This window comes from Candidatus Flexicrinis affinis (assembly GCA_016716525.1).
GTDB lineage: Bacteria > Chloroflexota > Anaerolineae > Aggregatilineales > Phototrophicaceae > Flexicrinis > Flexicrinis affinis.
Map to the genome: position 1 here is coordinate 395,284 of JADJWE010000002.1, position 23,604 is coordinate 418,887.

Consider the following 23,604-nt stretch of genomic DNA (forward strand, 5'->3'; position numbering starts at 1 on the left):
GGACGGTCCTCAGAGCGGTGGGTGCCGGAGATGCCAGTCCGTCAACTGCTCGACGGCGAGGCTGACGCGATACAGCGTGTCCTCGGCGCCGTGCGCCGCCGCGAACTGCGCGCCGATCGGTATTCCGAGTTCCGAGAACCCACATGGGACCGTAATGGCGGGATGACCCGTCAAGTTGAACGGCACGGTGAATACGGTGTTCATCCCCCGCCGGTGCTCGGACGGCCTACGCGCCGCCTCCGCTGTGACGTAGGGAGAGGTCGGCATGGCGATGACATCGACGGTTCCCAGCGCGAGATCGACGTTGCGGCGGACCTGACGCCCCAACTCCAACATATGAAGGTAGTCGACCGCGCTGATAAACGCGCCCTGCATCGCGTAGAGTCGGGCGCTTCGGCCGAGATCGTTGAACTGGCGCTGGAGCGTGACTGCTTTGGACGCGTGATGTTCGGCGTACATGGCGACAAAAGTCGCCATCCGGGACTCGGCCATGCCGGGTATAGAAACCTCGACAACCTGCGCCCCGGCAGCTTCAAGCGTTTCGATCAGTGACCTGAAGGCTGAGCGGATTTCAGGTTCAGCGGGCGATGTGTCGATGTAACGCCACGGCACACCGATCCGGAGCCCTCGCGGGCCCGCGGTCGAGATTGTCGGTGGGGCTTCGCCTGCCATGACTGACGTGAGCAAGGCGGCATCTGCCGTGGTTCGTGCCAACGGGCCGATGACCTGAAAGTTCGAATACGCCGTATGTCCTTCCAGGCTGACGTGGCCGTTGGTCGATTTCATCCCGAACGCGCCAGCTTGAGCGGCAGGCAGGCGCACGGATCCGGCGCTGTCCGTGCCGATCGACGCCGCGCCAATTCCGGCAGCGACCGCGACGCCTGAGCCGCTGCTGCTGCCGATCGCAACGTAATCTGTGTTGAACGGCGTGCGCGGGCGCGGATAACGGTCATCCTCAGACGGAATTCCGAAGTACTCGTTGCAGTTGGCCTTTGCCAGCACGATTGCGCCCGCTTCGCGCAGTCGCGCAAGCGCGAGCGGTTCGGCATCCGGCACCCAGTCCCCGAGGGTCCTGCTGTTGGCGGTCGTCCGTATACCCTTCGTTGCCATCACATCCTTGACGGTAATCGGAATTCCGAGCAGCGGTTTCCCGTCAGCGCTACCTGCCGCCATGGATCGGTCGGCCTCGGCTGCGGCCGCGCGGGCGTGGTCGTAGGCCACCGTGATCACGGCGTGCAGTAAATTGTTCAGGGCATCGGTGCGGCGCAAAAAGTGTTCGACGATCTCAACCGCGCCGATTTCGCGGCGGCGCAGTATGCGGCTCAGGTTCTCGATTGACTCGTAGTGCAGCGGCGTGGTCATGGTCATTCGCCCGTCGCCGTTTCGGACAGCGGCGCACCGCTGAGGACGCGCTGGCTGACAAGCGCGGCCAACTCGCGCAAATCGCTCACCATGGGATACAGCTGTGCCAGCGTTTCGTCGTCTGCGTCTGGAAAGAGTGCACGCGCAACGGTGATGAAATCGTCTTCTGAAAGTGGGACTGCGGCGGGTGAAGTCATGACTTGACGGCTCCGAGTGTGAGACCTTGCACCAACCACCGTTGAACGATGATTGTCAGGACGATGATCGGCAGAGAGAGCATCGAGGCGACAGCAGCGACGGCGCCAAAATCCAGCTGCTCGAAGCCCATGAAATTGAACACGGCGAGCGGAAGCGTCGTGGTATTCGAGCCGCCAAGAATCAACACGAAGATGAAGTTGTTCCATGACGTGATGAAGGCAAGAATGGTCGTGACGACCATGCCGGGCAGGCTAAGCGGCAGCGCAATCCGCAGAAACACGCCAAGCTGCGTGCAACCGTCTACTTTTGCCTGATCCTCAATTTCAATGGGGACGTCTTCGAAGAAGCTGATCATCACCCAGATCACCAATGGCAACGTCAGAATCAGGTGGCTCAGAATCAACCCGATATGGGTGTCGATGAGATCTAGCCGCTGATAGATCACAAACAGCGGCAGCATAAAGACGATGGTCGGGACCATGCGCATCAGCAGTATCGTGAGCGCAAGCCTCTGCATCCGATAACGGGCGACCACATAGGCAGCGGGCAGGCCGATCACGAGGCCAAGCATGACGGCGCCGGCGGCCACGATTGCGCTGTTAGCCATCTGCTTGAAGAACGGCGTCTTTTCCAACACGTTGGCGTAATTGTCGAGAGTCGGCTCGAAGATCAACACCGGAGGATATACGGTGACGTCTTTCGCCTCTTTGAATGACGTGATCACCATCCAGACGAAGACGAACATGAACGATGCCAGGAACGCGAGTACGAGAAGGCGAAATGCGATCTCCCCGATCCAGTGCTCGACCTGTTGGCGCAGGGTCTTTGGGGCGGGTCTGGAACGCCTCATCACCGCATCGACGCTAGTCATCCCTGACTCCTCAACACTACACCCATGACCGTCGACGCAGGCCCATCCAGAAGAACGCGATCACCATGACGAGCAGCAGCAGCACGGTGAGGATCGCCGCGCCGTACCCCAGATCGAAGAACTGGAATCCCAGCGCATACCCGTAGACGTAGAGCGTCTCGGTAGCGCGAAGTGGGCCTCCTTTGGTCAGTACCCAAATGATCGGAAACTGCTTCAGGGTGTCGATGATCTTGAACAGCGCGGCGGTCGCCAGCGCGGCGCGAAGCATCGGGAACACGACGTAGGCGAACATCTGAATGCGATTCGCGCCGTCGATCTGCGCCGACTCGAGCGGTTCGGTTGGCATCGAACGCAGGCCAGCCAACACGATCAGCATGACGAACGGCGCGCTCATCCAGGTCTCAACGATCATTATCGAGAACAACGCGGTATTGGGGCTGGCGAGCCACAGGCTTCGTTCGAGTCCGATGCTTTCCAGGAAGTAGTTCAAAATGCCCTGATTGGGGTTGAACATCGTGCCCCACATCAAGGCCGACGCAACCGGCATCGAGACCATGGGCAGGATGAACATCGTGCGGACGGCGGTGACACCGAGAAACGATCGGTTGAGGATCAGCGCCATGATGGTGCCCAATACCATCGAGCCCGCCACCGACCCGCCGCTGTATAGCAGAGTGCGCCACAAGCCGTTCATGAAACGCGAGTCGCGCGGGAGCAGTTCGTACCAGCGCAGCCCGACATCGGTGTAGTTGATCGTCGACGTCCCGTAATCACGTGTGCTCATCAGCAGCAGGCTGATGAGCGGATAGGCAAGGAACACCGCCAGCGCAATCAAGGTCGGCGTGACCATCATCCACGGAAAGAGTCTGTGACGAAGAAGCATCGAATACGCTCAGTTCCTTAGGTTGCGGGGGTTCGTGATGAGGGCGAGCGGTTCTCACCGCCCACCCTCACCTGAAAGCTCAGGCTGCCTTACTGCTGACGATCGTAGAGCATGTCCAACTCTTCTTGCGCCAACTGCAGGGCCGCCTCGATATCGCCACCAATGATCGCGGTCTCGATGACCTGACCAATGATGTCGCGGGCCCGGCCATTGTCGATGATTGAGGCCGGCGCGAAGCCCGACGTGGGATAGCACAGCCCGGATGCTTCCATCTGAGCGGCCCAGTACTCCTGACCGGTCTGGTTCAGTGACGAGGTGAACTCTTCGCTGGACCACGGCGCACTGCGCGCGGCAACGCGGCCTGCCTGCAGATAGGCGAGCTGGGGTTCAAAGCCGGTGATGTACTGGATGAACAGCCACGCCGCTTCCTTGTCAGGCGAGAACGTCGAGATCGAAACGGCAAACGGACGGATCGGCGGGCACGGATCGGTGTTGCGGAAGTCGTCCGGCCCCGGGCCGTCGGGGATCACCGTGAAGCCGACTAGGTCGACTACGCTGGAGACTGCAGGATCGCTGATGTTGCGGGGATTCACACCGAGTTCAATCGTGAACGCGGCGTTTCCAGTCAAGAACTCATTGGTCGTCTCAGGGAAGGCAAACGCGGTCGCGCCGACCGAGCCGGACTCGCGCAGCGTTTCGCCGTACCACGTAAAGGCAGCTAGGTGCTCCGGCGTGTTCAGGGTCGGGCGACCTTCTTCGTCCTGCCAGACTGCGCCGAACTCACCCATCACATACGAGTACGCCGACGTGGCCGACGCACCCTGACCGCGGGCTACGAAGCCGGGGAGCGTGTTGCCGCTGGCCTCCCAGATCTGCCGCGCCGCTGCACCAAGTTCCTCGAAGGTCGTTGGCACTTCGATGCCATACTCTTCCAGCACGTCCTTGCGGTAGAACAGCATAGGACCAAGCTGCCGGTCAGTCGGGATACCGATAACCTGACCATCGAACGTCACGCCTTCGCGGTTGTAGTCGACGAAATCCGTCTCCCAATTGAAGTCTGCAGTCGTTAGCTCGGGATTGGCGATGTAGTCGTTAAGCGGCTGGACCCAGCCGTTCTCCGTGAATTCGACGCCAAAGCGCTGAGTTTGGTTGTAGAAGATGTCGAGATCCTCGTTGTTAGCCTGCATCTCGACGCGAATCTTGTCCCATGCCTCGGCCTCCGGCAGGACCTCGAGTACGACGGTCATGCCTGTCAACTCTTCGAAAGACTCGATGAATGGCCGGGCGCTGTCAATCCACGGGCCCTGAATCATGATTGCCCGCAGCTCAGTACCCTCAAAACGGCGCCAGTCGAACTCATCCTGACCGAGTGCTGCAGGCGCCACGACAAGCAAAGCGATTAGAACGATCAAAGGTGTAACCCGGCGAAGAATCCTCATTATGTGCTCCTCCTAGGAACTAAGGCCCGCTTCGATGACGGTGTGACGGTGTGTGCGCGGTTCACTACAATGCCGTTCCCCTTTCGTTACCTATTGGTCTATTCCGCGTGGTTGGCAGCTCTCGCGGACGAGAAACCGCGAGTCCATCAACTGCTCGACTTCTGCAAATGGGCCGACCGGTTCGTCGCTCTTCCGCTGCAGTTCGGCATGGACAAACGCCGCCAGGAGCGTGTCGACTGCGACTCGGGCCAACTCCTCAATCGGTTTGGTCATGACTGTCAGCGCGGGGCGCATGAGGCCAGTCCAGCGCGAGTTATCGAAACACACCAGCGAGATGTCGCGCGGGTAATGCATATCAAGCGCGGTCAGCGCTTGCAGCGCGCCGAGGGTAGCAACGTGACTGCCGGCGATCAGCGCTGTGGGACGACTCGGCATCGTGAGTAGTTCGCGTGCTGCGCTCTCGGCCGTCTCGACGGCGAACGTGGAGCTGGTCATGAGCGTGGGGTCGGCACAGACTCCGGAGTCGGACAACGCCGAGAGATACCCGGAGACTCGTGCCGCCACGGCGGATGTCTCCGGGATGAGGCTGATCAGGCCAATGCGCTCGTGTCCGAGTTCGAGCAGATATCGCGTGACGTCGTAGCTTGCGCGAAAGCTGTCTACGCCAACGAACGAGCCGATTGCATTCTTCGGCTTCCGGTCGATGAACACCAAGGGCGTTCCAAGCCGGTGAAACTCGTCGTAGATGGGTTGGTCGTGGCCGGTTGGCGTGATGATCACGCCGTCGACTCGCTTGTCCAAGAGCTGCTCGAGGTTATACGCCTCTCGTTCGACCTCTTCGTACGTGTTGCATACGAACAGGTTGTAGCCTTGTCTCGAGAGCAGTCTCTCCAGATCGTAAAGAAGCATGGCAAAGAACGGACTGGTGACGTCCGCGATCACGACCCCAATCGTCTTGTTGCGGCTTGTCGTCAGGCCACGCGCTATCGCACTGGGACGGTAATTGAGATCCTGCACGACTGACAGCACCAGGTCGCGGGTCTCGGGCAGGACGCGACGCGTCCCGTTGATGACGTGCGAAACGGTCGCCGTGCTGACGCCGGCGCGTTTAGCTACATCTTTGATCGTCACCATAAGTCCAATCCGCGTAATCGGTTGCGTAATCGGTTAACTGCCGTTACACTATTCTTGACCATTTCAGATGACTTGTCAAGTTGACCGAAACCATCGCTCCGCTTGATCGTCGCCATCCGGGAGTAGAGGCATGGATCCGTACCGCGCCGCGTTGTTGGCCCATCCCCAGCTCAGTAAGTTCGACCCACTCGGCCGTATCCTGCTCTATGACGACTTCGATCATGGCATCAACGGGTGGACGGCCCTGATCGGAAACTACGAGCACTCGCTCGACTCCGTGCTGCCTGACTACCGTGACATCCGCCCGCCGATGCTGAGCAATCAGTCGATGTGGGATACCGGGACTGCCGGCTCGATGGAAGGCACCTATTCACTCAAAGTCGCCACGCGCGAACGCGCCAACTCGCTCGGTGTCGCGATCAAGCGCCACACCTTCCGGTCGCGTGGCCGGCTTCGGCTCGAGTGCTACTTCACGTTCAAACCGGAAGCCAGCGAGCTTGTTTTGTCTGAGCTTGACGTTCGAGCATTCGGCGTGCTCTTCGACCTTCAGGACGGGCGCAACGCCCAGCTGCGTTGGATGCCTCACCTGCGATACCTGAATGCCGCCAACGGGAAGCGCATCGCCCGGTGGCAGTTCAAGCCCAAGACGCGCGAGTTCCACAAGATCGGCGACTCTGGCAAGACGGTGTCGCACTTTCATCTCGGCCCAGAAGGCTGGATGGATGTGCCGATCGAACCGCAGGAGTTGTGCTACAACGAGATCGCCACGAAAATGAACTGGCACTACCTGCGAATCGACCTCGATCTCGAGTCGCGCCGTTTTCTCGGCTTCCGCTGCAACGATGTCGAATACGCAGGGGACGAGCTGCAGACGATACAGATTCCTGCGATGCCCAATTTGCTCTGCATGTTGAACGTCGGGTTCTGGATCGAGGCGGATACCGAAAAACGTGCGTTTCTGTATGTCGATTCGGTGCTGCTGTCTGGGGAGATCGACTGATGACCACGCGGACGAGCTACACCGCAGTACTCGAGCGAAACACGGTATGGGAGGGAAGCTTCGCGACCGAACCCTACGAAGGAGCTTGGGCGAGCGAAGCGGTGTTCTTCGTGAGGACGCTGGCCGCTGGCGCCGAAACGACCGCGCGCGTCCAAATTTCGCCCGACGGCATCCACTGGTGCGACGAGGGCACGCTGCTTACAGTTCCCGGCGAGGCGGAATCGCTGGCGTTTTGCCGTGTGTCACACTTTGGCGGATGGCTGCGGCTTGCAGGCACGATCCCCGCCGGGCAGAAAGCGACTGTCATTGTGTACCTGTGCTTGAAGGAATAGCGGTATGAAGATCACGCGGCTCGAATCGTTCACTGTGGCGGTCCCGTTCAAGGCGCCGATCCTGAGCGCGTTCGGCGTCAGCTACCCGGCTCGAATTCGCACGTTCATCCGCTTGCATACCGACGAGGGGCTGACCGGCATCGGAGAGACCGGCCCGAGTGCCCTGCACTACGTTAATCGCGAGAGTCTGATCACACGGTTTGACAAGAGCGTCGCGCCGGCGGTCGTCGGTGAAGACCCGTTCGACTTCAACTGGATTCGGCGCAAGCTGTATAACAGCGGTGACGCCGTGGCAGTCGAGATCGCGTGCTGGGACTTAATCGCCAAGAAGGCCGGCGTGCCACTCTATCGACTCTTGGGCGGTCACGGCGAAAAAGTGGGCGTGCCGGTCGCTGGTTACTGCTTCTTTCGAGCGCCCGCCCGCGATGGAACGGGAGGGGTCACACCTGACACGTTTGTCGACCACTGCCTCAGCGTGAAGGCCGAAGGCGGCTACTCCGTGCTGAAACTTAAGTTCGGGTCAAATCGGCCAGAGACTGAAGTCGCGCTTGCGGCCAAACTGCGCGCCTCGGCCGGGCCGGAGCTTGGGATGCGCGTGGATCCGAACGGTTCATGGTCGCTGACCACCGCGCTCCAGATGCTGAAACGCCTTGAGCCAATCGATCTTGAATACATCGAGGAACCGATACGTGTGCAGGGGCCAGCCGATGCCACAACGGCGACCGCCTTGTTGAAGCGGCTGCGCAGCATCAGCGCGACGCCGATCGCGGCAGATCACTGCTACCGGACCGATCTGCTTGCGCAGATCATCCGCGAGGACGCTGCGGATGTCGTTCTGGCCGACGTATTTGGCGCCGGTGGCATTGAACCCGCGATTAACTTCTGCCGACTGGCGGGTGCGTTTGGGCTCGGCGTTGCCATGCATAGCGGGGCCGAGCTGTGCGTCGGGCAAGTTGTCAAACTGCACGTTCACGCCGCGATGCCGGACGTCGTCACGCACGCGGGAGATTCGATCTATCCTGAGTACGCCGATGGCGTACTGCAAGGCGGCAAGCTGCAGATCAGAGACGGGTCGATGGCTGTTCCGCAGACGCCCGGACTTGGCGTTGACCTCGACCCGGTTCGGCTTGCGCGCTGGGAACTCACGGCGGACTGGCATCGCGAGCTGGACGCGTTCTGGGATCACACCAAGGCGATGATCGGCGTCACGTATCCAACATCGGACATGCTTATGCGGCATTACTAGTGCCTCGACGCTCTAGCTCCGCAACTTCTTCCGAAGCGTGTCCATTACAGCATCCGCCTCGGCCATAGCGGCCCGCGCGGAGGCCACGGTCGCGCCCGGCTCATGCAGCGCGCTCAGGATAATCTGCTCAGCGACGACGAATGCAGCGGCAGCATCTGGAACGCGGTCCGCAATACTGCGAGGGATCACCGCAACGCCGTTCAGGTCGGCGTGGATCAGGTCGTCGGGATAGACGGTTAAGCCACCCACGCGCACTGGCGTGTGCACGTCAAGAATGTGGATGAATCCATGTGACGGCACCGCGCCATCGGTAAACACCGGAAAGCTCAGCCGCTCGACCTGATCGAGATCACGCCCCGGGCCGTTGGTGATCAGCCCGACCGCGCCGAACGTGCGACACGTGGTGCACATGATTTCGCCGAACGTCGCGGCAACCGGCGGCGCGTCGAGGTCTTGAAACACGACGACTGCAGGCCCGGACAGCTCACCAAACCGGTCGACCTGTTGGGTCAGATGATGATAGGCATCGCCCTCTTTGCGGGGCGCTGCGGTTCGGCACGTCGCAGTTGCCGCAAACCCGACCATCGGCGGCAGTTTCGGGAATACCGCACGAATTGACTTATCCGTGAACCCGGTAGTATGGGGCTGCACGTCGAACAGTTCGATCACATTGCAGATCGTAGGCGTGTCGTATACCTGCTCAGTTTACGTCAGAGTGCATTCCAGTCCGTCATCGCTGTTACCCTTTTTTCGCTGCGAAATGTGCGTCGTACAGGTACTGGCAGGTCTATGTGTCCGTCGTCAAAGCATTTCGGACGTACAATTGATATGAACACTAGACATGCAGTGTAGTGGGGAGAATTGGTGATGACTGAGTCTCTCACGCCTCTGAAGATTAGGCCGCTCGTCGCCATTGTCGTCCTTATTTGCCTCGGCATGACACCCACCCACGCACAAGATGACACCGAAATCCACTTTGCCAGCGATGATAGTGCTGTCCATTTCAACTATCCGAGCGAGTGGACTATGGAAGCGCAATCCAGCACGTTCAACCAAGCCTATCGATTCGAACTCTGGACTCAGTCCAGCACGATCGCAGCCTTCATTACCAACGAGGATCGAAGTCGCATAGTGCTGGAAATCACCAATCCGCTCGCGCTTGGATATACGGATACATCTGCCTCTCCACGAGTCTATCACGTCCTCTGCCGCAGCAGAGCTTCGTGTCGCGGGCTATCCGGCCTTTCGTGTTGTCCCTGCTGTATCTTCCATGCCGACGCAAGCACCGCTCGCGATGAGCGAGAACTTCGGTGCACCGGTACCCGTCACCCCTATGGGAGCTGGCAAAGAGGTCTTCGAAGGCATCGTGTATGTGATCGTGCGTGATGACGGCTGGATAGTGCACGCAGACTTGGCCGCGCCACCCGACGAGGTCGCCAGCGGGGAGACCGTGATGCTGGGCTTACTTGAGTCCCTCGAATTCGATGCGCAGGCGGCCGCAATACCTTTTGAGCGCAACCTCCCAGTCTATGACGTGAGCGGGGTAACGCTGGATCAGAACTTCACGAGCGATGACATGCTCTTTTCGCTGCAATACCCGAGCACGTGGGGAGCTGCCACCTATAACATGATTGGTGCCGAGCAGCAGGTTGGTGCTGGCCTGTCATTTGCCGATCCTGACGCTGGTGTGGAGCTGAATGTCGTTGTGATTGACGTGACCCGCAACGAAATGGGGCTGCCGCTCGATATGGATACGCCGCAGGAGTTTATGCGTGCGGCACGGGAAGCGAGATCAGATGTGATAGGCCCGGGTAGGCTCATCGAGATCTCTGAGTTTCGTATCGCGGAGAACGATGCGGTCAGCTTCATTACTCAAGTCGAAGACCACTATACGCAGACGGTCGTTTCGCTCTGAATGACACCTGGGTTGCGGCGGCAGATGTTCAGGCGAATACGCTTGACATGGTTGAACGGCTTGGGCAAGAAGGCGTCGCGGCGCTTGGATCTCTCCGCTTCGCGCTAGGCGAGTCCTATATCATCAGTCCGGTCCTTCGTGTCGAACTCCCACCACGGTGGGTCTTCGAACGCTACGCAAACGAAGGAGACTACTACGGATTCGACTTACGACCTCCTGGAATTGCTGATCCTGTGGGACCAATGATCCATATTGAACTTGCGTACCTACTGACATGACCCGACCTCAACCTGCTATGTCGAACGCAGGGGTTAGCCGCCCCGCTTGAGATGATCGCTGCTATGGACGGTCAGACTGAAGGCGAGGCGCAATACAGGACCGTCGGCGACCATGAAGTGGTGGTCGTTCATCGCCAACAGCAAGACCCTTCCTACTACTTTGACTACAATGCACTGGTCTTGAACGAGACTTGGTTCTTGCTTTTGATCGGTGGTGCTTCGTCGAGGAAAGTCCTTGATGCAATCGCGGATGATATCGACCAGCTTCTTCTGCAGGCAGAGTTCACCTTACCTGAGGAATCACCCTAACTTGCACGTGGGTTGCTGCTCGTTGTGACGGTATCGGTAACTATCCCGTTGTTGCTACCAGTCAGACGTGGGGTCTGGCGTGGCCGATGCAGCACACTGACCTAAGGGCGGACCTTTCGTCCAGTACTACCCTGACGACTGTCTTTTTCACGCACAATCTGCCATACGCGCGCCGTTGACGATTTGCACTCGCACGAAATCTCTTTGAGCGTCCAGCCCGCGGCACAGAGTTCGCGCATGCGGGCGTTGCGCTCGGTCTTCGGCGCGTTAAGCGCATTATCGGGCCGTGTTGGCCTTGAAGCCGCATAGAGCCAGCGCAGGATGAATCCGGAGGCGGATCCGAGCGATGGGATACCGCCCGAAAACGCGCCTGTTGGAGTCATGAATCGCTTCATCACTGTCAGGTGTGGTGAAGCGATTCTTCGTTCCCTCAGGCTCCGCGTGACTGTCTGATCCGTCCTTCGGAACGTCAAGACCCTCGTCATTGTCAAACAGTTCTGCTTGTAGACACAGGTACAGATCCGCCTACGGATGCTGTCGGAAATCCACGATCTTTCCGTCATCCAGGTCAACGACGAGGTACTCAAACAGATTTGTCGCGAGCCGAGATCGTTCGTCGCTGTCCGCGTCGGCCCAAAGATCGATCAATTGGCTGAACGCCGCCATCAGATGTTCCACTTCGATCGACTTCTTCTCGTGCTCCGGTGTCCGCGCTTACCAGTACGCGATCTTGCGTTCACGGTCGGATCGATCGCGGTAGAACTCCGCCGCCGTAATCACCGCATTCTTGTACAAGTCCAGCAGGTTCGCCAATTGTTGCCTGAGTACGGCAATGGCGGCACGCCGCGCGGTTTCGAAGGACTCGCGCCAACTGGCTACGATGCGGCGCACATTGTCACTGCTGAACAGTCGTGGGGTCCCCCACCGATCCCGGAACGCCCATCGTTCGCGGGTGAGCGACTTGGCGATGCGTCTGTAACCACCCTTGTTCTCGGCATATAGCTTGCGGACCCGCCGGGCTGCATCGTGGTAGCGGCGCCACACTGCTCGCTCCACCGAATCTTCGCCGCCGCTCTCCCCACCCCGCCATCCGCCCGCGGACAGTTTCGACGCACCGGCCGACGAGGGAATGAGATGCCCTTCCGCGTTGCGCACCGTTCCGAACGGCGGCATTCCGACCGTGATCTGCCTGCTCTTGCGGTGCCGGATGCTGTCGCTGGCCCGCCGTGATCCGTCTAGCGCGTACATCTCATCGATGAACGCTTGCATGAACAGGCTCATCCGTCCGTCCGGCGTCTTGATGTCCATCATGCGGTCGGATGCCGCGAGGCAGACCTTCGTGGCGCTCGTTGAGGGTTCCACCGCTAGGCAACAGCCAATCTCTTGACAACATCTATTCGCGTACGCTAGATTCCTGAAAACGTTTCCGGTACCGATACCGGTAACGATAACACCTTTTGAATGCGACAAGGGCTAGCCATGAATCAGCACGAAGATGCGCCGCGTGATCTCACCATCGTCGATATTGCACGCGAGGCGGGAGTGTCCGTAACGACCGTATCTAGAATTCTCAATGGCAAGCCGGATGTCGCTCAACGCACGAGAAACCGCGTTCTGGACGTCATCAAGAGAACAGGGTTCACGCCGCACGCACAGGCGCAGCGGCTTCGCGCCGGCAGCACGCGCACGATTGCGGTCGTCTTTCCGCTCTCAGAGCCCCACTCGATGCAGAACATCACCCAACTTGAGCTGAACTTCATGCTTGGTGCCGCAACTGCCGCGGGCGAAGAGAACTACTTCATCAACCTGCTGAGCACGCCGATGACTCCTGAGACGCTGCTGGGTCTGTACAAGGGCAACATCGTCGATGGACTGGTGCTGATGGAGATCAGCATGCAGGACTGGCGTGTAGAACTACTTCGCGAGCATCGGCTTCCGTTCGTCATGATCGGACGCACGGACGACAACACAGGACTGGACTACGTCGATCTCGATCTGGACGATGCGGTGGAGAACGCGTTCGACTACTTGGTGGGCCTCGGCCATTCCAACATCGGCTTTCTCACTTACGGCGCCGTACCGCTTAACAGGGGCCTCGGCCCAGCGGTGCGCAGCATGCAAGGCTACGAGAACGCCGTTGGCAAGCACAACATTCCCGCGCTGTATCGCCATGTCGGTTATGCGGTCCAAGATGCCATCGAGGCTTGCGAGGACCTTTTTGCTCAGGAACCGGGCCTGACCGCTGCCGTAACCGTGCTCGATACGATGGCGATCGGGTGCATGCGTGCGCTGCACGACCGGGGCATGGCTGTGCCTGACGACTTCTCTCTCGTCGGCATTACATCGGAGAACTTGGCGCAAATGGTCGTTCCCGCCTTGACCTCGATCGACTTCTCCGCATCCGGCATGGGCTACACGGCGGTCAAGATGCTAATCGAACGGCTTCAGGACGCCGAATCGGAGCCGAAACAACTGCTGATGTCGGCACAGCTTATCGAGCGCGACAGCACCGGGAGTGCTCCGCCTCGAACCGATCGTTGAGTCGCCGCGAGTTCGCAACGTTTGCAGTGACTGCTCAACAGAATACAGGAGGTGTCTATGGAAAGAAGAAAGGACGTATCCGGTAGCGCGCAGATCAAAAACTACTCGACTGAAGGAGGTTCCACATGAGCAAGCGCACACGTACCGCAGCAAGGTTGCTCCTTATTGCAATTGTCGCCTTAGTCGTCGCCAGCATAAGCCCGTTCGCTCAGGGTGAAGCGATCACGCTCCAGTTCTGGTTCCTCTCAAGCGGACCTGAGAACTTGGCGCAGATGGAGCGCGCAGTTGATCGCTTCGAGGCACTGAACCCGAATGTCACGGTCGAAATCACGCCGTACACATTCGACGAAATGGTCCGTACGCTGCCGCTTGCGCTCAACGGAGGGACAGGCCCCGACGTCCTCTACGTTAATCCGCTGTCGCAGGGTCAGGACCGCTATGCGCAGGCAGGGCACCTTGTCGATCTGACCGAGATCGCAGAAGAACGCGGCTGGCTCGATCGCTTCCCCGAAGAAACTGTCGCTTATAACAATAAGGGTACACCGGGGCACATTTTCGGCATGCCGTATGCCACGAATACCATCGGTGTCTACTACAACAAAGAGATCTTCGCAGAGCTCGGGCTTGAGATTCCTACGACCTTGGAGGAGTTCGAGGCGCTCATGCAGACCGTGAAAGATGCCGGGTACGAACCCGTCTCGGTTGGAGGACGAACCGGATGGCCGCTTGAGCACGTTTGGTCGCAGCTATCGCATACCAACGCCCCACTCGAGCTTTTCGCCGGCCTTGAAAGTCTCAGCCTCGACGCCAGCTATACCGACCCGCGCATCGTGGAGTCTGCGGAACGGTTCGGCTCGTGGTGCAGTTCGGGGTTCTTCAATCAAGGCGCGCTCGCCACGAGCTATCAGGAAGCCAACGACCTGTTTATCAATCGCGAAGTCGTGATGAACATCGGCGGCAGTTGGGCCGCGGTCAACTTCGAGCAGGCAGATTTCGAGGTGGGATTCTTCCCAACGCCGCAGATGAACCCAGACCTGCCGTGGAATGGTGGTGGTCAAGCGCCGGCAAATAACCTTACGGTGACCGTATACGCCAATCATCCCGACTGGGCTATCGAGCTGATCGACTACTTGCTCAGCGAAGACAACATGCGGACATTCTTCTCCGAGGGTATGCTGGTCGTCTACCAGTTTGACGAGGTCCCCGAACCGCAGACACAGCTGCAGCGCGAAATGTACGAGGGTATGGCGATTCGCGGTCCAGGGTACTACATGGGGGTCGTCAACGCTGAAGTCGGCAGTGCGATCTTCGCCCAGTTGCAGGAACTGTGCGGCGGCACCGTCACTGCTCAGGAAGCGATGGAGAATATCCAGGCCGTTTACGACGAACAGGCACAGCTTGCCGCCGAGGAGGCAGGTTCCTAATTCGCGGCACCGGGATGGGGCTGAGAAACTTTCAGCCCCGTCCACCCCATAGTCTGCAATTCCAATCGTGCAAGCGAGAATAACGTGATCATGGAACGTCAGGCACCCAACAGGCCCATGCAGCCCCACTTCGTTGCATATCTGTTCATTCTGCCTGCCTGCGTCATGTACACACTGTTCTACATGTATCCGATGCTCGAGTTGGGCAGGCTCAGCCTCCTGCGTTGGGATGGCTTGGGAGTCCAGCGGTACGTCGGATTCAACAATTACGGCCAGCTTCTGAACGACTCGATTTTTTGGCAAGCGCTCCAGCACAACATTGTTTGGGTGATCGGCGCAATGATCATCCCAGTTACCGGCGGGTTGATGATCGCCATCCTGCTGGTCCGGTCGAAAATGAAAGGCAAAGTCCTGTTTCGGACGCTGTATTTCATTCCACAGGTGCTTTCGTCCGTTGTGGTCGCGATTATCTGGGGCTGGATTTACAATCCGACGTACGGGGCTGTAAGCACTGTGTTGACCGGGATAGGGCTCGAGTCGATCCTTCCTGCGACGGGCATCCTCGGCAGCCAAGACCTCGCGTTGCCTGCCTTGTTCATCGCGTGGAGTTGGGTGCATTACGGCTTTACCATGGTCATTTTCATCGCCGGATTGTCGAATATCGATGAGGTGTACTTCGACGCCGCGAAAGTCGACGGCGCGACCATTTGGCAGCAGCTTCGCTACGTCCTGCTCCCGTTCCTGCGCGGTCCGCTTACGACAGCGGTGCTCGTCACCGCGATATCCGCGTTTCAGGTATTCGACCTCGTGTTCGTAATGACCAATGGCGGCCCCGGGCGATCGACCACCGTTACTACGCTCTATATGATCAATAACGCGTTCTTCTTCCAGAAGGTGGGCTACGGCGCAACGATTGCGGTCGTGTTCAGTGGAATCCTGTTCACGCTGTCGCTGCTGTTCCTGCGTCTGCGAAACGCGTTCGGAGACACGGCATGAGTGCGAAAACGATTGAGTCGGTGACGACCGAAACCACCGCACACCCTGACCGCAACCTCAGGCCTTTGGGCTTCACCGTGCTGGCGCTGGTCATCTCGCTGGTTTCAGTCGTGCCGCTGATTTGGGTCGTCTCCACGTCGTTGAAAACTGGCGCCGAGGTCACTGCTGCTCCGCTGGCGCTACCGACGGCCCTGAATTGGGACAACTACCCGAGGGCGTGGGAGCAGGGCCGCTTTGGAACGTACTTTGTCAACAGTGTTGTCGTATCCGCCGTGGTGGTTATCGGAGTTCTCGTGCTTTCGCTGATGGCCGCCTATGCCTTTGCGTTGATGAAGTTTCGCGGACGAACGCTGCTGTTCGTCTATTTTCTGGTTGGCCTGACCATCCCGCTAAGCGTTCTCGTTATCCCGATCTTCTATCAGATGCTGGAACTCAAGTTGTTGAGCACGCTTTGGGCGCTGATCCTGCCCCAAATCGCGACGGGGCTTCCGTTCGGGATTCTGCTTCTCCGCAGCTTCATCCGGGATATTCCCAGCGAAATTCTGGATGCCGCACGGGTGGACGGGTGCAGCAGGATTCGCATGCTTCTCCATATCGTGACGCCACTCACAAGACCTGCCTTGCTGTCGCTGCTGATCTTCAACTTCATGTGGAGCTGGAATCAGTTCATGTTGCCGTCGTTCCTGATCCAGCAGGATTCGATGCGGACGCTTCCCGCCGGGCTTCGGTTCTTCATCGGGCGCTACAGCAATGACATTCCGCTGCTGATGGCCGGGGCTACGATCAGCTTCTTACCGATCCTCATCGTCTATGTCATCTTCCAGCGGCAGTTCATTCAAGGAATCTCCGCTGGCGCGCTAAGCGGTCAGTGATTTAACACTGCGGAGGAGAGGAGTTCTCATGTCGAACACGCTGCGCACCCTGCACATTCGCGGAGATTCGCACGCGATGGGTCTTGCTCACGGCGAAGAATTCGCTGCCGAAATCCGTTCATTTGCTGAACAGCGGATGCAGCTCTGTTTGGCGCTGCCCACAGACGGACCTACTTTGACGCGTGACGTCGTCCTCGCCGATGTCGCTGCCTGTGTGCCGTATCACGAGCGTTATGCACCGGAGGCGATGGCCGAGATGCGCGGGATCGCACACGCAAGCGGCTTATCGATCGAGGAGGTCATCATCCTCAGCGGCTTTACCGACATAGTCGATCTACTGGGCGCTCAACATGCCCTTTCGCAGGCGGCCGCATCGGCGCCTGTCGATGACTGCACCGCGTTCGTCGTAAGCCCTCAAGCGAGTGAGGGACCCGGCCCGTACATTGGACAGACCTGGGACATGAATCGAGAGGCGAGCCCGTACGTCCTTATGCTGCGCGCGGAACCCCACGACGGACCGAACTATCTGACGATGACGGTTACCGGCTGTGTCGCCATGATTGGAATGAACGACGCCGGTATCGCCGTAGGGATCAACAACCTGTCCGCGACAAACGGGACTCCTGGCGTCAATTGGACGGTGGTCGTAAGACGCGCACTCTCTCAGGAGAAGATCGAGGAAGCAATTGCCACGATCGTTGAGGCGCCACTTGCCGGTGGGCACAACTTCTATCTCGCAGATTCACACGGCCGCTGCGTCAATATCGAGGCCATGCCCGGCAAGCACTTCCTCGAGGAAATCCGCACAGGAGCGTTCGTACATACGAACCACTGCCTGTCACCGCACACCCGAAGCGTAGAATCCTTACCCGACGCGTACTCTGCATCCAGCACGCACCACCGCCACCAGAGGGCGACCGAGCTATTGAGTCGCGATCTCATCAGTGTAAGCGATTTGGTCGCGCTGACGCGGGATCACAGTGCAAACCCCGGAGTATGCGTGCACGTCGGCCCCGGCAACGTCAACAACATAGAGTCAAGCGCAGCCATCATCATGTCGCCGGTCACTGGCGAGTTGTGGGCTGTAAAGGGCAATCCTTGTCTGGGTGAGTACGAGCATCTTGTACTCTGATTGCCATGCTGGGCCAGGGAAGATTAAGGGCTTCTTTCGCCAAGGAGGGTACTAATGCTGCATAAACCGTCACCCGTATTTGACGATCTCATGACGCAAATCGAAAGGATACCGGTCGTCGACTGCCACGAACACATGGCAGGCCCCGGCTACATGTTTAGAGGTACGGAACCAATTGCGGCTCTGCTCGGGGACTACTACTGGCATGATCTGCTCTCGGCCGGCGCCGAACGTAGTGTCGTGGCGATGCTCCGCGATAACAGCGTTCCGACCGAGCAGAAATGGTCGTTATTCGAGCCGATATGGCGCAAAACCGAATTCACCGCGTATGCGCGCGTGACGCGTATGGTAATGCGCGATGTCTATGGTGTCAGCGAAATGAGTCTGTCAGGGCTTCGGCGTGTCGCAGAGCAGTTGCCGCAACGCACCGAGCAGACCTATTGGGCGCACCTCGACAATGCCAATATCCGGGTCGTGCTTGCCGACGCATTAGGATGGAAACCGGGGGACTTCGGAGCTTTCTTGAGTGGGGAGCAGACCTTCCCCGACCGCTGGCGCGCGTTCATACCGCTGCCGCTCTTCCACACGTTGAGCCATCACGATACCGACGCCAAGGACTGGGCCGGTGTGCAGCGCATCGGCGGGTGGGCGGACCGGCACATCACGTCACTCGACGAGTACCTCGAAGCGGTCTACACCGTTCTTCAGCGCGCGCAGGCTCGCGGAGCCATCGGGCTTAAGGACCAGTGTGCATACAACAGATCGCTCCACTACGAAGTCGTCCCGCGCAGCGACGCCGAGCGGATCTTCAACAAGTTGATGGCAGATCCACGTACGGTGTTCGGCTGGCCCGACTCTAAACCATTGGACGACTACCTGTTTCATCAGTTCATGCGATTCGCGCGCGAGCTTGACATGCCGGTCCAAATCCATACCGGCCACATGGCGGGGATCTATAATCGGGTCGACCGCGCGAACGTGCAGTTGTTCGCGACCGTGCTTGAACTGCATCAGGACGTAAGATTCGACCTCTTCCACGGCAACTGGCCCTACGACGGCGATATCCTGTTCTTGACCAAGAACTATCCGAATGTCCGGCTTGATCTGTGCTGGCTCTACATCATCGACCCGATCAACGCGATCGAAATGCTCAAACGCAGCATCGTCTCCATTCCGCATTCGAAGATCCACGCCTTCGGTGGCGACTTCCAAGATCATCCGGAGTTCAGCGTAGCCAGCCTGAAGATTGCGCAAGAGGTCGTGACAATCGCCTTGTCCGAGCTGGTCGAGACACGTTGGCTCACTATCGAAGACGCCCAGCGGATCGCGGCAGACTGGTTCTTCCACAATCCCAACGAATTCTTCCGGCTTGGCCTAGAGTTCTGAGCCCGCAACTTGAGGATAGTGGCACAACGCTGTACATTCCGTGTCGACCGGGCTGCCAGACTTCTCACTTGAGGATCAACGCGTGACGCAGAAATTCATCCTCGGGATTGATCAGGGAACAACAGGCACATTTGTTGGGCTCATGGATGAAGCGGGGAGTTTTGCTGCGAATTCGTACCGTACGCACCGCCAGATCTATCCGCGACCCGGGTACATTGAGCACGATCCCGTTGAACTTTGGCGCAACGTGGTCGACCAGGTCAACGAGGTCATGACAAGGGCCGGTGTCGGTTCCGGTGCGATTGCCGGCATCGGCATCGCCAATCAAGGCGAGAGCGTGGTGCTGTGGGATGCGGCGACTGGCACGCCGCTCTACAACGTGATCGTGTGGCAAGACACACGCACGCAGGAGTCGCTCGCCCCGCTTGCCGCAGATGTCGATATCGCACGCTACGTACACGAGACCACGGGCTTGCGGATTGACGCGTATTTTTCGGCCAGCAAGATACGCTGGCTGCTTGAGAATGTGGATGGTGTCACGGAATGTCTCAGCCGCGGGTCGCTCAGGTGCGGCACACTCGACACGTGGATCATTTGGAATCTCACTGACGGCCAGGCGTATCGGACCGATCCCTCCACCGCCTCTCGCACGCTGCTGTTCGATATTCATAGAGCAATCTGGGACGACAAACTGCTGCAGTTGTTCAATGTCCCAGCCGACATCCTGCCTGAAGTCGTCCCGACTACTGCGACATTTGGCTATGTTCAGCACGCCGCCGTTGCCTGTCGTGGCGTCCCGATCGTCACCAGCATCGTCGACCAACCTGCGGCGATGGCGGGTCACGCCTGTCTGGATTCCGGAATGGTCAAGGCAACCTACGGCACGGGCTGCTTCATCAATATGAATACGTCCGACTCCGCGGTCGACAGCCCTTCGGGTCTATTGACGATGCTTGCGTGGACCCGCAATACCAAGACGACCTACGGTCTCGACGGTGGCGTTCTGACCGCCGGGTCTACGCTGAAGTGGTTGAGCGACAAATTGCGCTTCACGGCGTCACCCGATCAAATCGACGATCTAGTCGCTGGAGGTGTGGATAAATCACCCTTGTGGATTCCCGCGCAAATCGGGCTCGGTCCTCCTTACTGGGCACGCATGATGCGCGGGGCTTGGCTCGGAATCGGTCTGGAAACTCGCCCCGCCGATCTGATCTACGCGGTGCTTGAGGGCATCGCATTGAGAGTTGTGCAGATCGTGCAGACCATGGAACGGGATGCCAATCTCACCATGCCTAGCTTGCGTGTCGACGGCGGTTTGACCCACAGTTATGCACTCATGCAGCTTCAGGCCGACCTGCTCGGACGACCGGTTGAAGTGCTCGCGGATACGCAGGCGACGGTCCGTGGAGTCAGCTCGCTCGCCGCGCGACAGGTCGGCATGTGGACCGATGACCATCAGATCGGCTTGCATGCGCAGGCCGCCCGCACCTTCGAACCATCGATCTCAGCGGACCACCGCGAAGCGCGACTGAACCGCTTTGCACGCGCCATTGATCATGTGATCGCATTGGGGCAGCTGTGAGCGCACATCCACCCGTATTCGATGTCGTCATTATCGGCGCAGGAGTCGTTGGGTGTGCAATTGCGCGCGAACTCTCGCAGTACACGCTGTCGGTCGCGCTCATCGAGGCTCAAAACGATGTCGGAAAAGGGACGTCGAAAGCGAACACCGCCATCCTTCACACCGGATTCGACACCAAACCCGACTCGCTTGAGTCCCGACTGCTGCGACGAGGTTATCGGCGTTTGTTGGAGTATGCGCCATCCGCGGGCATACCCATCGAACGCTTAGGGGCGATACTCATCGCATGGGACGAGACGCAGGCGGCGGCACTCGACGACCTTTGGCAAAACGCGAACCGGAATGGCGTTATAGATGCCGAGATTGTTTCAGCCGATGAGATCTACCGTCTTGAACCGAACCTCGGCTCGGGAGCCATCGCCGGCATGAAGATCCCCGGCGAGTCCATCATCTGCCCGTTCACGCCTCCGCTCGCCTTCGCTACAGAGGCTGTGGTCAACGGCGTGACCCTCATTCGAGAGTTCGAAATCGCTGCAATTGAGAGACAAGCGCCTGATTTCTATGCACTGCGCTCAGCCAATGACACTGTCTGCGCACGGTTCATCATTAATGCTGCGGGACTGCACGCCGATACGATCGACCTCATGCTCGGTCATGAGACCTTTCACGTCACCCCACGGCGCGGTGAACTGATCGTATTCGACAAGCTGTCACGTCCACTGGTTAACCACGTCCTCCTGCCTGTACCTACGGCAGTGAGCAAAGGTGTACTCGTTAGCCCAACAACCCTCGGGAACGTCCTCCTCGGCCCAACCGCACAGGATATCGAGGACAAACACAACACGAATACGACGGCGGACGGAATTGCGGCACTCCTCGAAGCCGGCAGGCGCATCATGCCGGCGCTGATCGACTACGAAGTGACTTCCAGCTATACCGGACTTCGCGCGGCAACCGAACACCGGGATTACCAGATCACCGCGTACCCTGACGAGAGCTACATCTGTGTCGGCGGGATTCGGTCCACCGGCCTATCGGCGTCGATGGGCATTGCCGAATACGTTGTAGAGCTGCTTACCGAGCAGTGCGGCCTCACCCTCTCAAAGAAACCGGATTATCAGCGCGTCCGGATGCCGAACATCGGTGAGGCGTTCGAGCGACCGTATCAGTCCACCGAGGCGATTTCCCGTGACCCCGCCTACGGACAGATCATATGCTTCTGCGAACGTGTGACCTTGGGCGAGATTCGGCACGCGATGTCCAGCCCACTCCCACCAAGGGACCTCGATGGACTGCGTCGCCGCACACGCGCGCAGTTGGGGCGCTGTCAGGGCTTCCACTGCTCGGCCACGGTCAAGTCGATTCTCGACACCACGCTCGAACGATCGGCAGGTGAGGCACAATGAGACGCGTTGATGCGCTGGTCATCGGTGGTGGTCCATCAGGCCTTGCTGCGGCAATCGCGATGCGAAGGAACGGGATCAGTAACGTCGTGGTGATCGAACGGGAACATGAGGCCGGTGGCGTCCCACGCCACTGCCATCATACCGGCTTTGGTATACGCGATCTGCGGCGCGTCATGAGGGGTCCAGGCTACGCCAAGAGATACGTCGAGCTGGCCGAGAAGGCAGGTGTGCAGATCGTCACCGACACGATGGTGACCGGATGGTCCGGTGCGGACTCGGTGCAGACCACATCGCCGACAGGCCTTGAAACGTACGCAGCGGACGCGATCGTATTGGCGACGGGATGCCGCGAACGTCCGCGGTCGGCGCGGCTTGTCGCCGGATCGCGGCCCGCGGGCGTCTTTACGACCGGCGCGCTGCAGCAGTGGGTGTATCTGCACAGTCACCCAATTGGAACACGTGCCGTCGTCGTCGGCGCCGAACATGTGAGCTTCTCAGCCGTGATGACGCTCAAGCACGCAGGCGTGGATGTTGCCGCCGTGATTACGGAGCATCCGTTTCACCAGTCAATCTGGCCATACACTCTGATCACAACGACGCGCTGGCGGGTACCTGTGCTAACCAATACTGCGCTCCAGGCTATCCACGGCCGGCACCGTGTAGAGAGCGTCGAGGTCATAGACGCCGCTGGCGCCAGTCGCAGCATCCCCTGCGACACGGTCGTGTTCACCGGCGACTGGGTGCCCGACTACGAGTTAGCGGCCAGTGGAAATGTTCGACTGGAAGGTGCGAATCGCGCGCCCGAAGTCGACACGAGCCTGCGCACGTCCACACAGGGAGTCTTTGCGATAGGTAACCTCGTCCATCCCGCCGAGACCGCCGATTTGGCGGCACTCACCGGCCGCTTCGTCGCGCAACACGTCCGCAAGTACCTGGAGGCCGGACATTGGCGAGGTCAAGAGGAGGTGCGGATCGAGACGTCAGATGCGATTCAGTGGGTCAGTCCTCAGGTGATCGACACCACGTCGCCCAGCGCGCCGAACAGAATGCTGAGTCTGCGCGTAAATCGCGTGCTTGAGGGAGCCACGATTTCAATCATCCATGACGGTAGGTCGCTCTGGCGGCGTCGGTACCGGCGCTTGGTCCCCAATTTGCCTATCCACGTTCCCGGATCGTTTCTCAGCGCAGTCCGATCAGGAGACACGATACGACTTGAAGTCGGAATACGGTAAGAGCGAGCGGGATAGCAGCACCATCCCGGGATAGCGCCCAGCGATATCTCCGTGAAGGCGTGCCCG

At 59.2% G+C, this 23,604-nt stretch carries 23 protein-coding genes; 14 read left to right on the forward strand and 9 right to left on the reverse strand.

Features of this window, described 5'->3' with window-relative positions; all coding sequences use genetic code 11:
• Positions 1-9: 9 nt before the first annotated feature.
• The 6 genes from IPM16_10860 to IPM16_10885 all read right to left on the reverse strand — a co-directional run bounded on the left by IPM16_10860 (position 10) and on the right by IPM16_10885 (position 5,887).
• Positions 10-1,368: an amidase gene (locus tag IPM16_10860; GenBank protein ID MBK9123601.1), complete on the reverse strand. Its 1,359-nt coding sequence runs from the start codon at positions 1,366-1,368 to the stop codon at positions 10-12.
• Positions 1,365-1,559, reverse strand: a complete 195-nt coding sequence (locus IPM16_10865; GenBank protein ID MBK9123602.1) for a hypothetical protein — start codon at positions 1,557-1,559, stop codon at positions 1,365-1,367. The genes IPM16_10860 and IPM16_10865 overlap by 4 nt, the downstream gene beginning before the upstream one ends.
• Positions 1,556-2,305, reverse strand: coding sequence for a carbohydrate ABC transporter permease (locus IPM16_10870; GenBank protein MBK9123603.1), 750 nt, complete (start codon positions 2,303-2,305; stop codon positions 1,556-1,558). The genes IPM16_10865 and IPM16_10870 overlap by 4 nt, the downstream gene beginning before the upstream one ends.
• 142 nt (positions 2,306-2,447) lie before the next feature.
• Complete coding sequence (locus IPM16_10875; GenBank protein MBK9123604.1) at positions 2,448-3,314, reverse strand: sugar ABC transporter permease; 867 nt, start codon at positions 3,312-3,314, stop codon at positions 2,448-2,450.
• An 89-nt stretch (positions 3,315-3,403) separates the two neighbouring features.
• The gene (locus IPM16_10880; GenBank protein ID MBK9123605.1) at positions 3,404-4,753 is read right to left on the reverse strand and encodes an extracellular solute-binding protein; all 1,350 of its coding nucleotides are present in this window, start codon (positions 4,751-4,753) and stop codon (positions 3,404-3,406) included.
• Positions 4,754-4,843: 90 nt separating this feature from the next.
• The gene (locus tag IPM16_10885; GenBank protein MBK9123606.1) at positions 4,844-5,887 is read right to left on the reverse strand and encodes a LacI family DNA-binding transcriptional regulator; all 1,044 of its coding nucleotides are present in this window, start codon (positions 5,885-5,887) and stop codon (positions 4,844-4,846) included.
• A gap of 130 nt (positions 5,888-6,017) precedes the next feature.
• On the opposite strand from IPM16_10885, the gene IPM16_10890 reads away from it, so the two are divergent.
• Genes IPM16_10890 through IPM16_10900 form a run of 3 tightly spaced genes read left to right on the forward strand, consistent with a single transcriptional unit; the run spans position 6,018 to position 8,465 of the window.
• On the forward strand, positions 6,018-6,887 hold the full coding sequence (locus tag IPM16_10890; protein MBK9123607.1) for a hypothetical protein: 870 nt from the start codon (positions 6,018-6,020) through the stop codon (positions 6,885-6,887).
• Positions 6,887-7,219, forward strand: a complete 333-nt coding sequence (locus tag IPM16_10895; protein MBK9123608.1) for a hypothetical protein — start codon at positions 6,887-6,889, stop codon at positions 7,217-7,219. Before IPM16_10890 ends, IPM16_10895 begins: the two co-directional genes overlap by 1 nt.
• A gap of 4 nt (positions 7,220-7,223) precedes the next feature.
• The gene (locus IPM16_10900; protein MBK9123609.1) at positions 7,224-8,465 is read left to right on the forward strand and encodes a mandelate racemase/muconate lactonizing enzyme family protein; all 1,242 of its coding nucleotides are present in this window, start codon (positions 7,224-7,226) and stop codon (positions 8,463-8,465) included.
• A gap of 12 nt (positions 8,466-8,477) precedes the next feature.
• Here the strand turns inward: IPM16_10900 and IPM16_10905 are convergent, their stop codons facing one another.
• Positions 8,478-9,143, reverse strand: coding sequence for an RraA family protein (locus tag IPM16_10905; protein ID MBK9123610.1), 666 nt, complete (start codon positions 9,141-9,143; stop codon positions 8,478-8,480).
• 616 nt (positions 9,144-9,759) lie between these two features.
• Here IPM16_10905 and IPM16_10910 point away from each other — a divergent pair.
• Positions 9,760-10,380, forward strand: a complete 621-nt coding sequence (locus IPM16_10910) for a hypothetical protein (protein ID MBK9123611.1) — start codon at positions 9,760-9,762, stop codon at positions 10,378-10,380.
• A 341-nt stretch (positions 10,381-10,721) separates the two neighbouring features.
• Entirely contained in the window at positions 10,722-10,967 is a 246-nt protein-coding gene (locus tag IPM16_10915) for a hypothetical protein (GenBank protein MBK9123612.1), read from the forward strand.
• Positions 10,968-11,492: 525 nt separating this feature from the next.
• Here the strand turns inward: IPM16_10915 and IPM16_10920 are convergent.
• Positions 11,493-11,645 carry a hypothetical protein gene (locus IPM16_10920; GenBank protein MBK9123613.1) on the reverse strand — a complete coding sequence of 51 codons (153 nt, stop codon included), beginning with the start codon at positions 11,643-11,645 and terminating at the stop codon, positions 11,493-11,495.
• 36 nt (positions 11,646-11,681) lie between these two features.
• Positions 11,682-12,278 (reverse strand): hypothetical protein, encoded by a 597-nt coding sequence (locus IPM16_10925; protein MBK9123614.1) that lies wholly within the window; start codon positions 12,276-12,278, stop codon positions 11,682-11,684.
• A gap of 168 nt (positions 12,279-12,446) precedes the next feature.
• On the opposite strand from IPM16_10925, the gene IPM16_10930 reads away from it, so the two are divergent.
• The 9 genes from IPM16_10930 (at position 12,447) to IPM16_10970 (ending at position 23,538) form a co-directional block, all read left to right on the forward strand.
• Positions 12,447-13,508 carry a LacI family DNA-binding transcriptional regulator gene (locus IPM16_10930; protein MBK9123615.1) on the forward strand — a complete coding sequence of 354 codons (1,062 nt, stop codon included), beginning with the start codon at positions 12,447-12,449 and terminating at the stop codon, positions 13,506-13,508.
• 125 nt (positions 13,509-13,633) lie between these two features.
• Positions 13,634-14,932 (forward strand): carbohydrate ABC transporter substrate-binding protein, encoded by a 1,299-nt coding sequence (locus IPM16_10935; protein MBK9123616.1) that lies wholly within the window; start codon positions 13,634-13,636, stop codon positions 14,930-14,932.
• A gap of 90 nt (positions 14,933-15,022) precedes the next feature.
• The gene (locus IPM16_10940) at positions 15,023-15,928 is read left to right on the forward strand and encodes a sugar ABC transporter permease (GenBank protein MBK9123617.1); all 906 of its coding nucleotides are present in this window, start codon (positions 15,023-15,025) and stop codon (positions 15,926-15,928) included.
• Positions 15,925-16,800: a carbohydrate ABC transporter permease gene (locus tag IPM16_10945; GenBank protein ID MBK9123618.1), complete on the forward strand. Its 876-nt coding sequence runs from the start codon at positions 15,925-15,927 to the stop codon at positions 16,798-16,800. Before IPM16_10940 ends, IPM16_10945 begins: the two co-directional genes overlap by 4 nt.
• Before the next feature lie 28 nt (positions 16,801-16,828).
• On the forward strand, positions 16,829-17,932 hold the full coding sequence (locus tag IPM16_10950; protein MBK9123619.1) for a hypothetical protein: 1,104 nt from the start codon (positions 16,829-16,831) through the stop codon (positions 17,930-17,932).
• Positions 17,933-17,986: 54 nt separating this feature from the next.
• Positions 17,987-19,318: an amidohydrolase family protein gene (locus IPM16_10955; protein MBK9123620.1), complete on the forward strand. Its 1,332-nt coding sequence runs from the start codon at positions 17,987-17,989 to the stop codon at positions 19,316-19,318.
• An 82-nt stretch (positions 19,319-19,400) separates the two neighbouring features.
• Complete coding sequence (glpK, locus tag IPM16_10960; protein ID MBK9123621.1) at positions 19,401-20,900, forward strand: glycerol kinase GlpK; 1,500 nt, start codon at positions 19,401-19,403, stop codon at positions 20,898-20,900.
• Positions 20,885-22,306, forward strand: a complete 1,422-nt coding sequence (locus IPM16_10965; GenBank protein ID MBK9123622.1) for an NAD(P)/FAD-dependent oxidoreductase — start codon at positions 20,885-20,887, stop codon at positions 22,304-22,306. Before glpK ends, IPM16_10965 begins: the two co-directional genes overlap by 16 nt.
• Complete coding sequence (locus IPM16_10970; protein MBK9123623.1) at positions 22,303-23,538, forward strand: FAD-dependent oxidoreductase; 1,236 nt, start codon at positions 22,303-22,305, stop codon at positions 23,536-23,538. Before IPM16_10965 ends, IPM16_10970 begins: the two co-directional genes overlap by 4 nt.
• Positions 23,539-23,604 lie beyond the last annotated feature (66 nt).

What these genes read in the sequence shown, in the direction of transcription:
- IPM16_10915 (MBK9123612.1), top strand. Translation starts at nt 10,722, where the DNA reads ATGGACGGTCAGACTGAAGGCGAGGCGCAATACAGGACCGTCGGCGAC.
- IPM16_10955 (MBK9123620.1), top strand. Translation starts at nt 17,987, where the DNA reads ATGCTGCATAAACCGTCACCCGTATTTGACGATCTCATGACGCAAATC.
- IPM16_10885 (MBK9123606.1), bottom strand. Translation starts at nt 5,887, where the DNA reads ATGGTGACGATCAAAGATGTAGCTAAACGCGCCGGCGTCAGCACGGCG.
- IPM16_10950 (MBK9123619.1), top strand. Translation starts at nt 16,829, where the DNA reads ATGTCGAACACGCTGCGCACCCTGCACATTCGCGGAGATTCGCACGCG.
- IPM16_10930 (MBK9123615.1), top strand. Translation starts at nt 12,447, where the DNA reads ATGAATCAGCACGAAGATGCGCCGCGTGATCTCACCATCGTCGATATT.
- IPM16_10890 (MBK9123607.1), top strand. Translation starts at nt 6,018, where the DNA reads ATGGATCCGTACCGCGCCGCGTTGTTGGCCCATCCCCAGCTCAGTAAG.
- IPM16_10895 (MBK9123608.1), top strand. Translation starts at nt 6,887, where the DNA reads ATGACCACGCGGACGAGCTACACCGCAGTACTCGAGCGAAACACGGTA.
- IPM16_10865 (MBK9123602.1), bottom strand. Translation starts at nt 1,559, where the DNA reads ATGACTTCACCCGCCGCAGTCCCACTTTCAGAAGACGATTTCATCACC.
- IPM16_10880 (MBK9123605.1), bottom strand. Translation starts at nt 4,753, where the DNA reads ATGAGGATTCTTCGCCGGGTTACACCTTTGATCGTTCTAATCGCTTTG.
- IPM16_10935 (MBK9123616.1), top strand. Translation starts at nt 13,634, where the DNA reads ATGAGCAAGCGCACACGTACCGCAGCAAGGTTGCTCCTTATTGCAATT.
- IPM16_10875 (MBK9123604.1), bottom strand. Translation starts at nt 3,314, where the DNA reads ATGCTTCTTCGTCACAGACTCTTTCCGTGGATGATGGTCACGCCGACC.
- IPM16_10945 (MBK9123618.1), top strand. Translation starts at nt 15,925, where the DNA reads ATGAGTGCGAAAACGATTGAGTCGGTGACGACCGAAACCACCGCACAC.
- IPM16_10925 (MBK9123614.1), bottom strand. Translation starts at nt 12,278, where the DNA reads ATGATGGACATCAAGACGCCGGACGGACGGATGAGCCTGTTCATGCAA.
- IPM16_10970 (MBK9123623.1), top strand. Translation starts at nt 22,303, where the DNA reads ATGAGACGCGTTGATGCGCTGGTCATCGGTGGTGGTCCATCAGGCCTT.
- IPM16_10910 (MBK9123611.1), top strand. Translation starts at nt 9,760, where the DNA reads ATGAGCGAGAACTTCGGTGCACCGGTACCCGTCACCCCTATGGGAGCT.
- IPM16_10940 (MBK9123617.1), top strand. Translation starts at nt 15,023, where the DNA reads ATGGAACGTCAGGCACCCAACAGGCCCATGCAGCCCCACTTCGTTGCA.
- IPM16_10860 (MBK9123601.1), bottom strand. Translation starts at nt 1,368, where the DNA reads ATGACCATGACCACGCCGCTGCACTACGAGTCAATCGAGAACCTGAGC.
- IPM16_10900 (MBK9123609.1), top strand. Translation starts at nt 7,224, where the DNA reads ATGAAGATCACGCGGCTCGAATCGTTCACTGTGGCGGTCCCGTTCAAG.
- IPM16_10870 (MBK9123603.1), bottom strand. Translation starts at nt 2,305, where the DNA reads ATGTTCGTCTTCGTCTGGATGGTGATCACGTCATTCAAAGAGGCGAAA.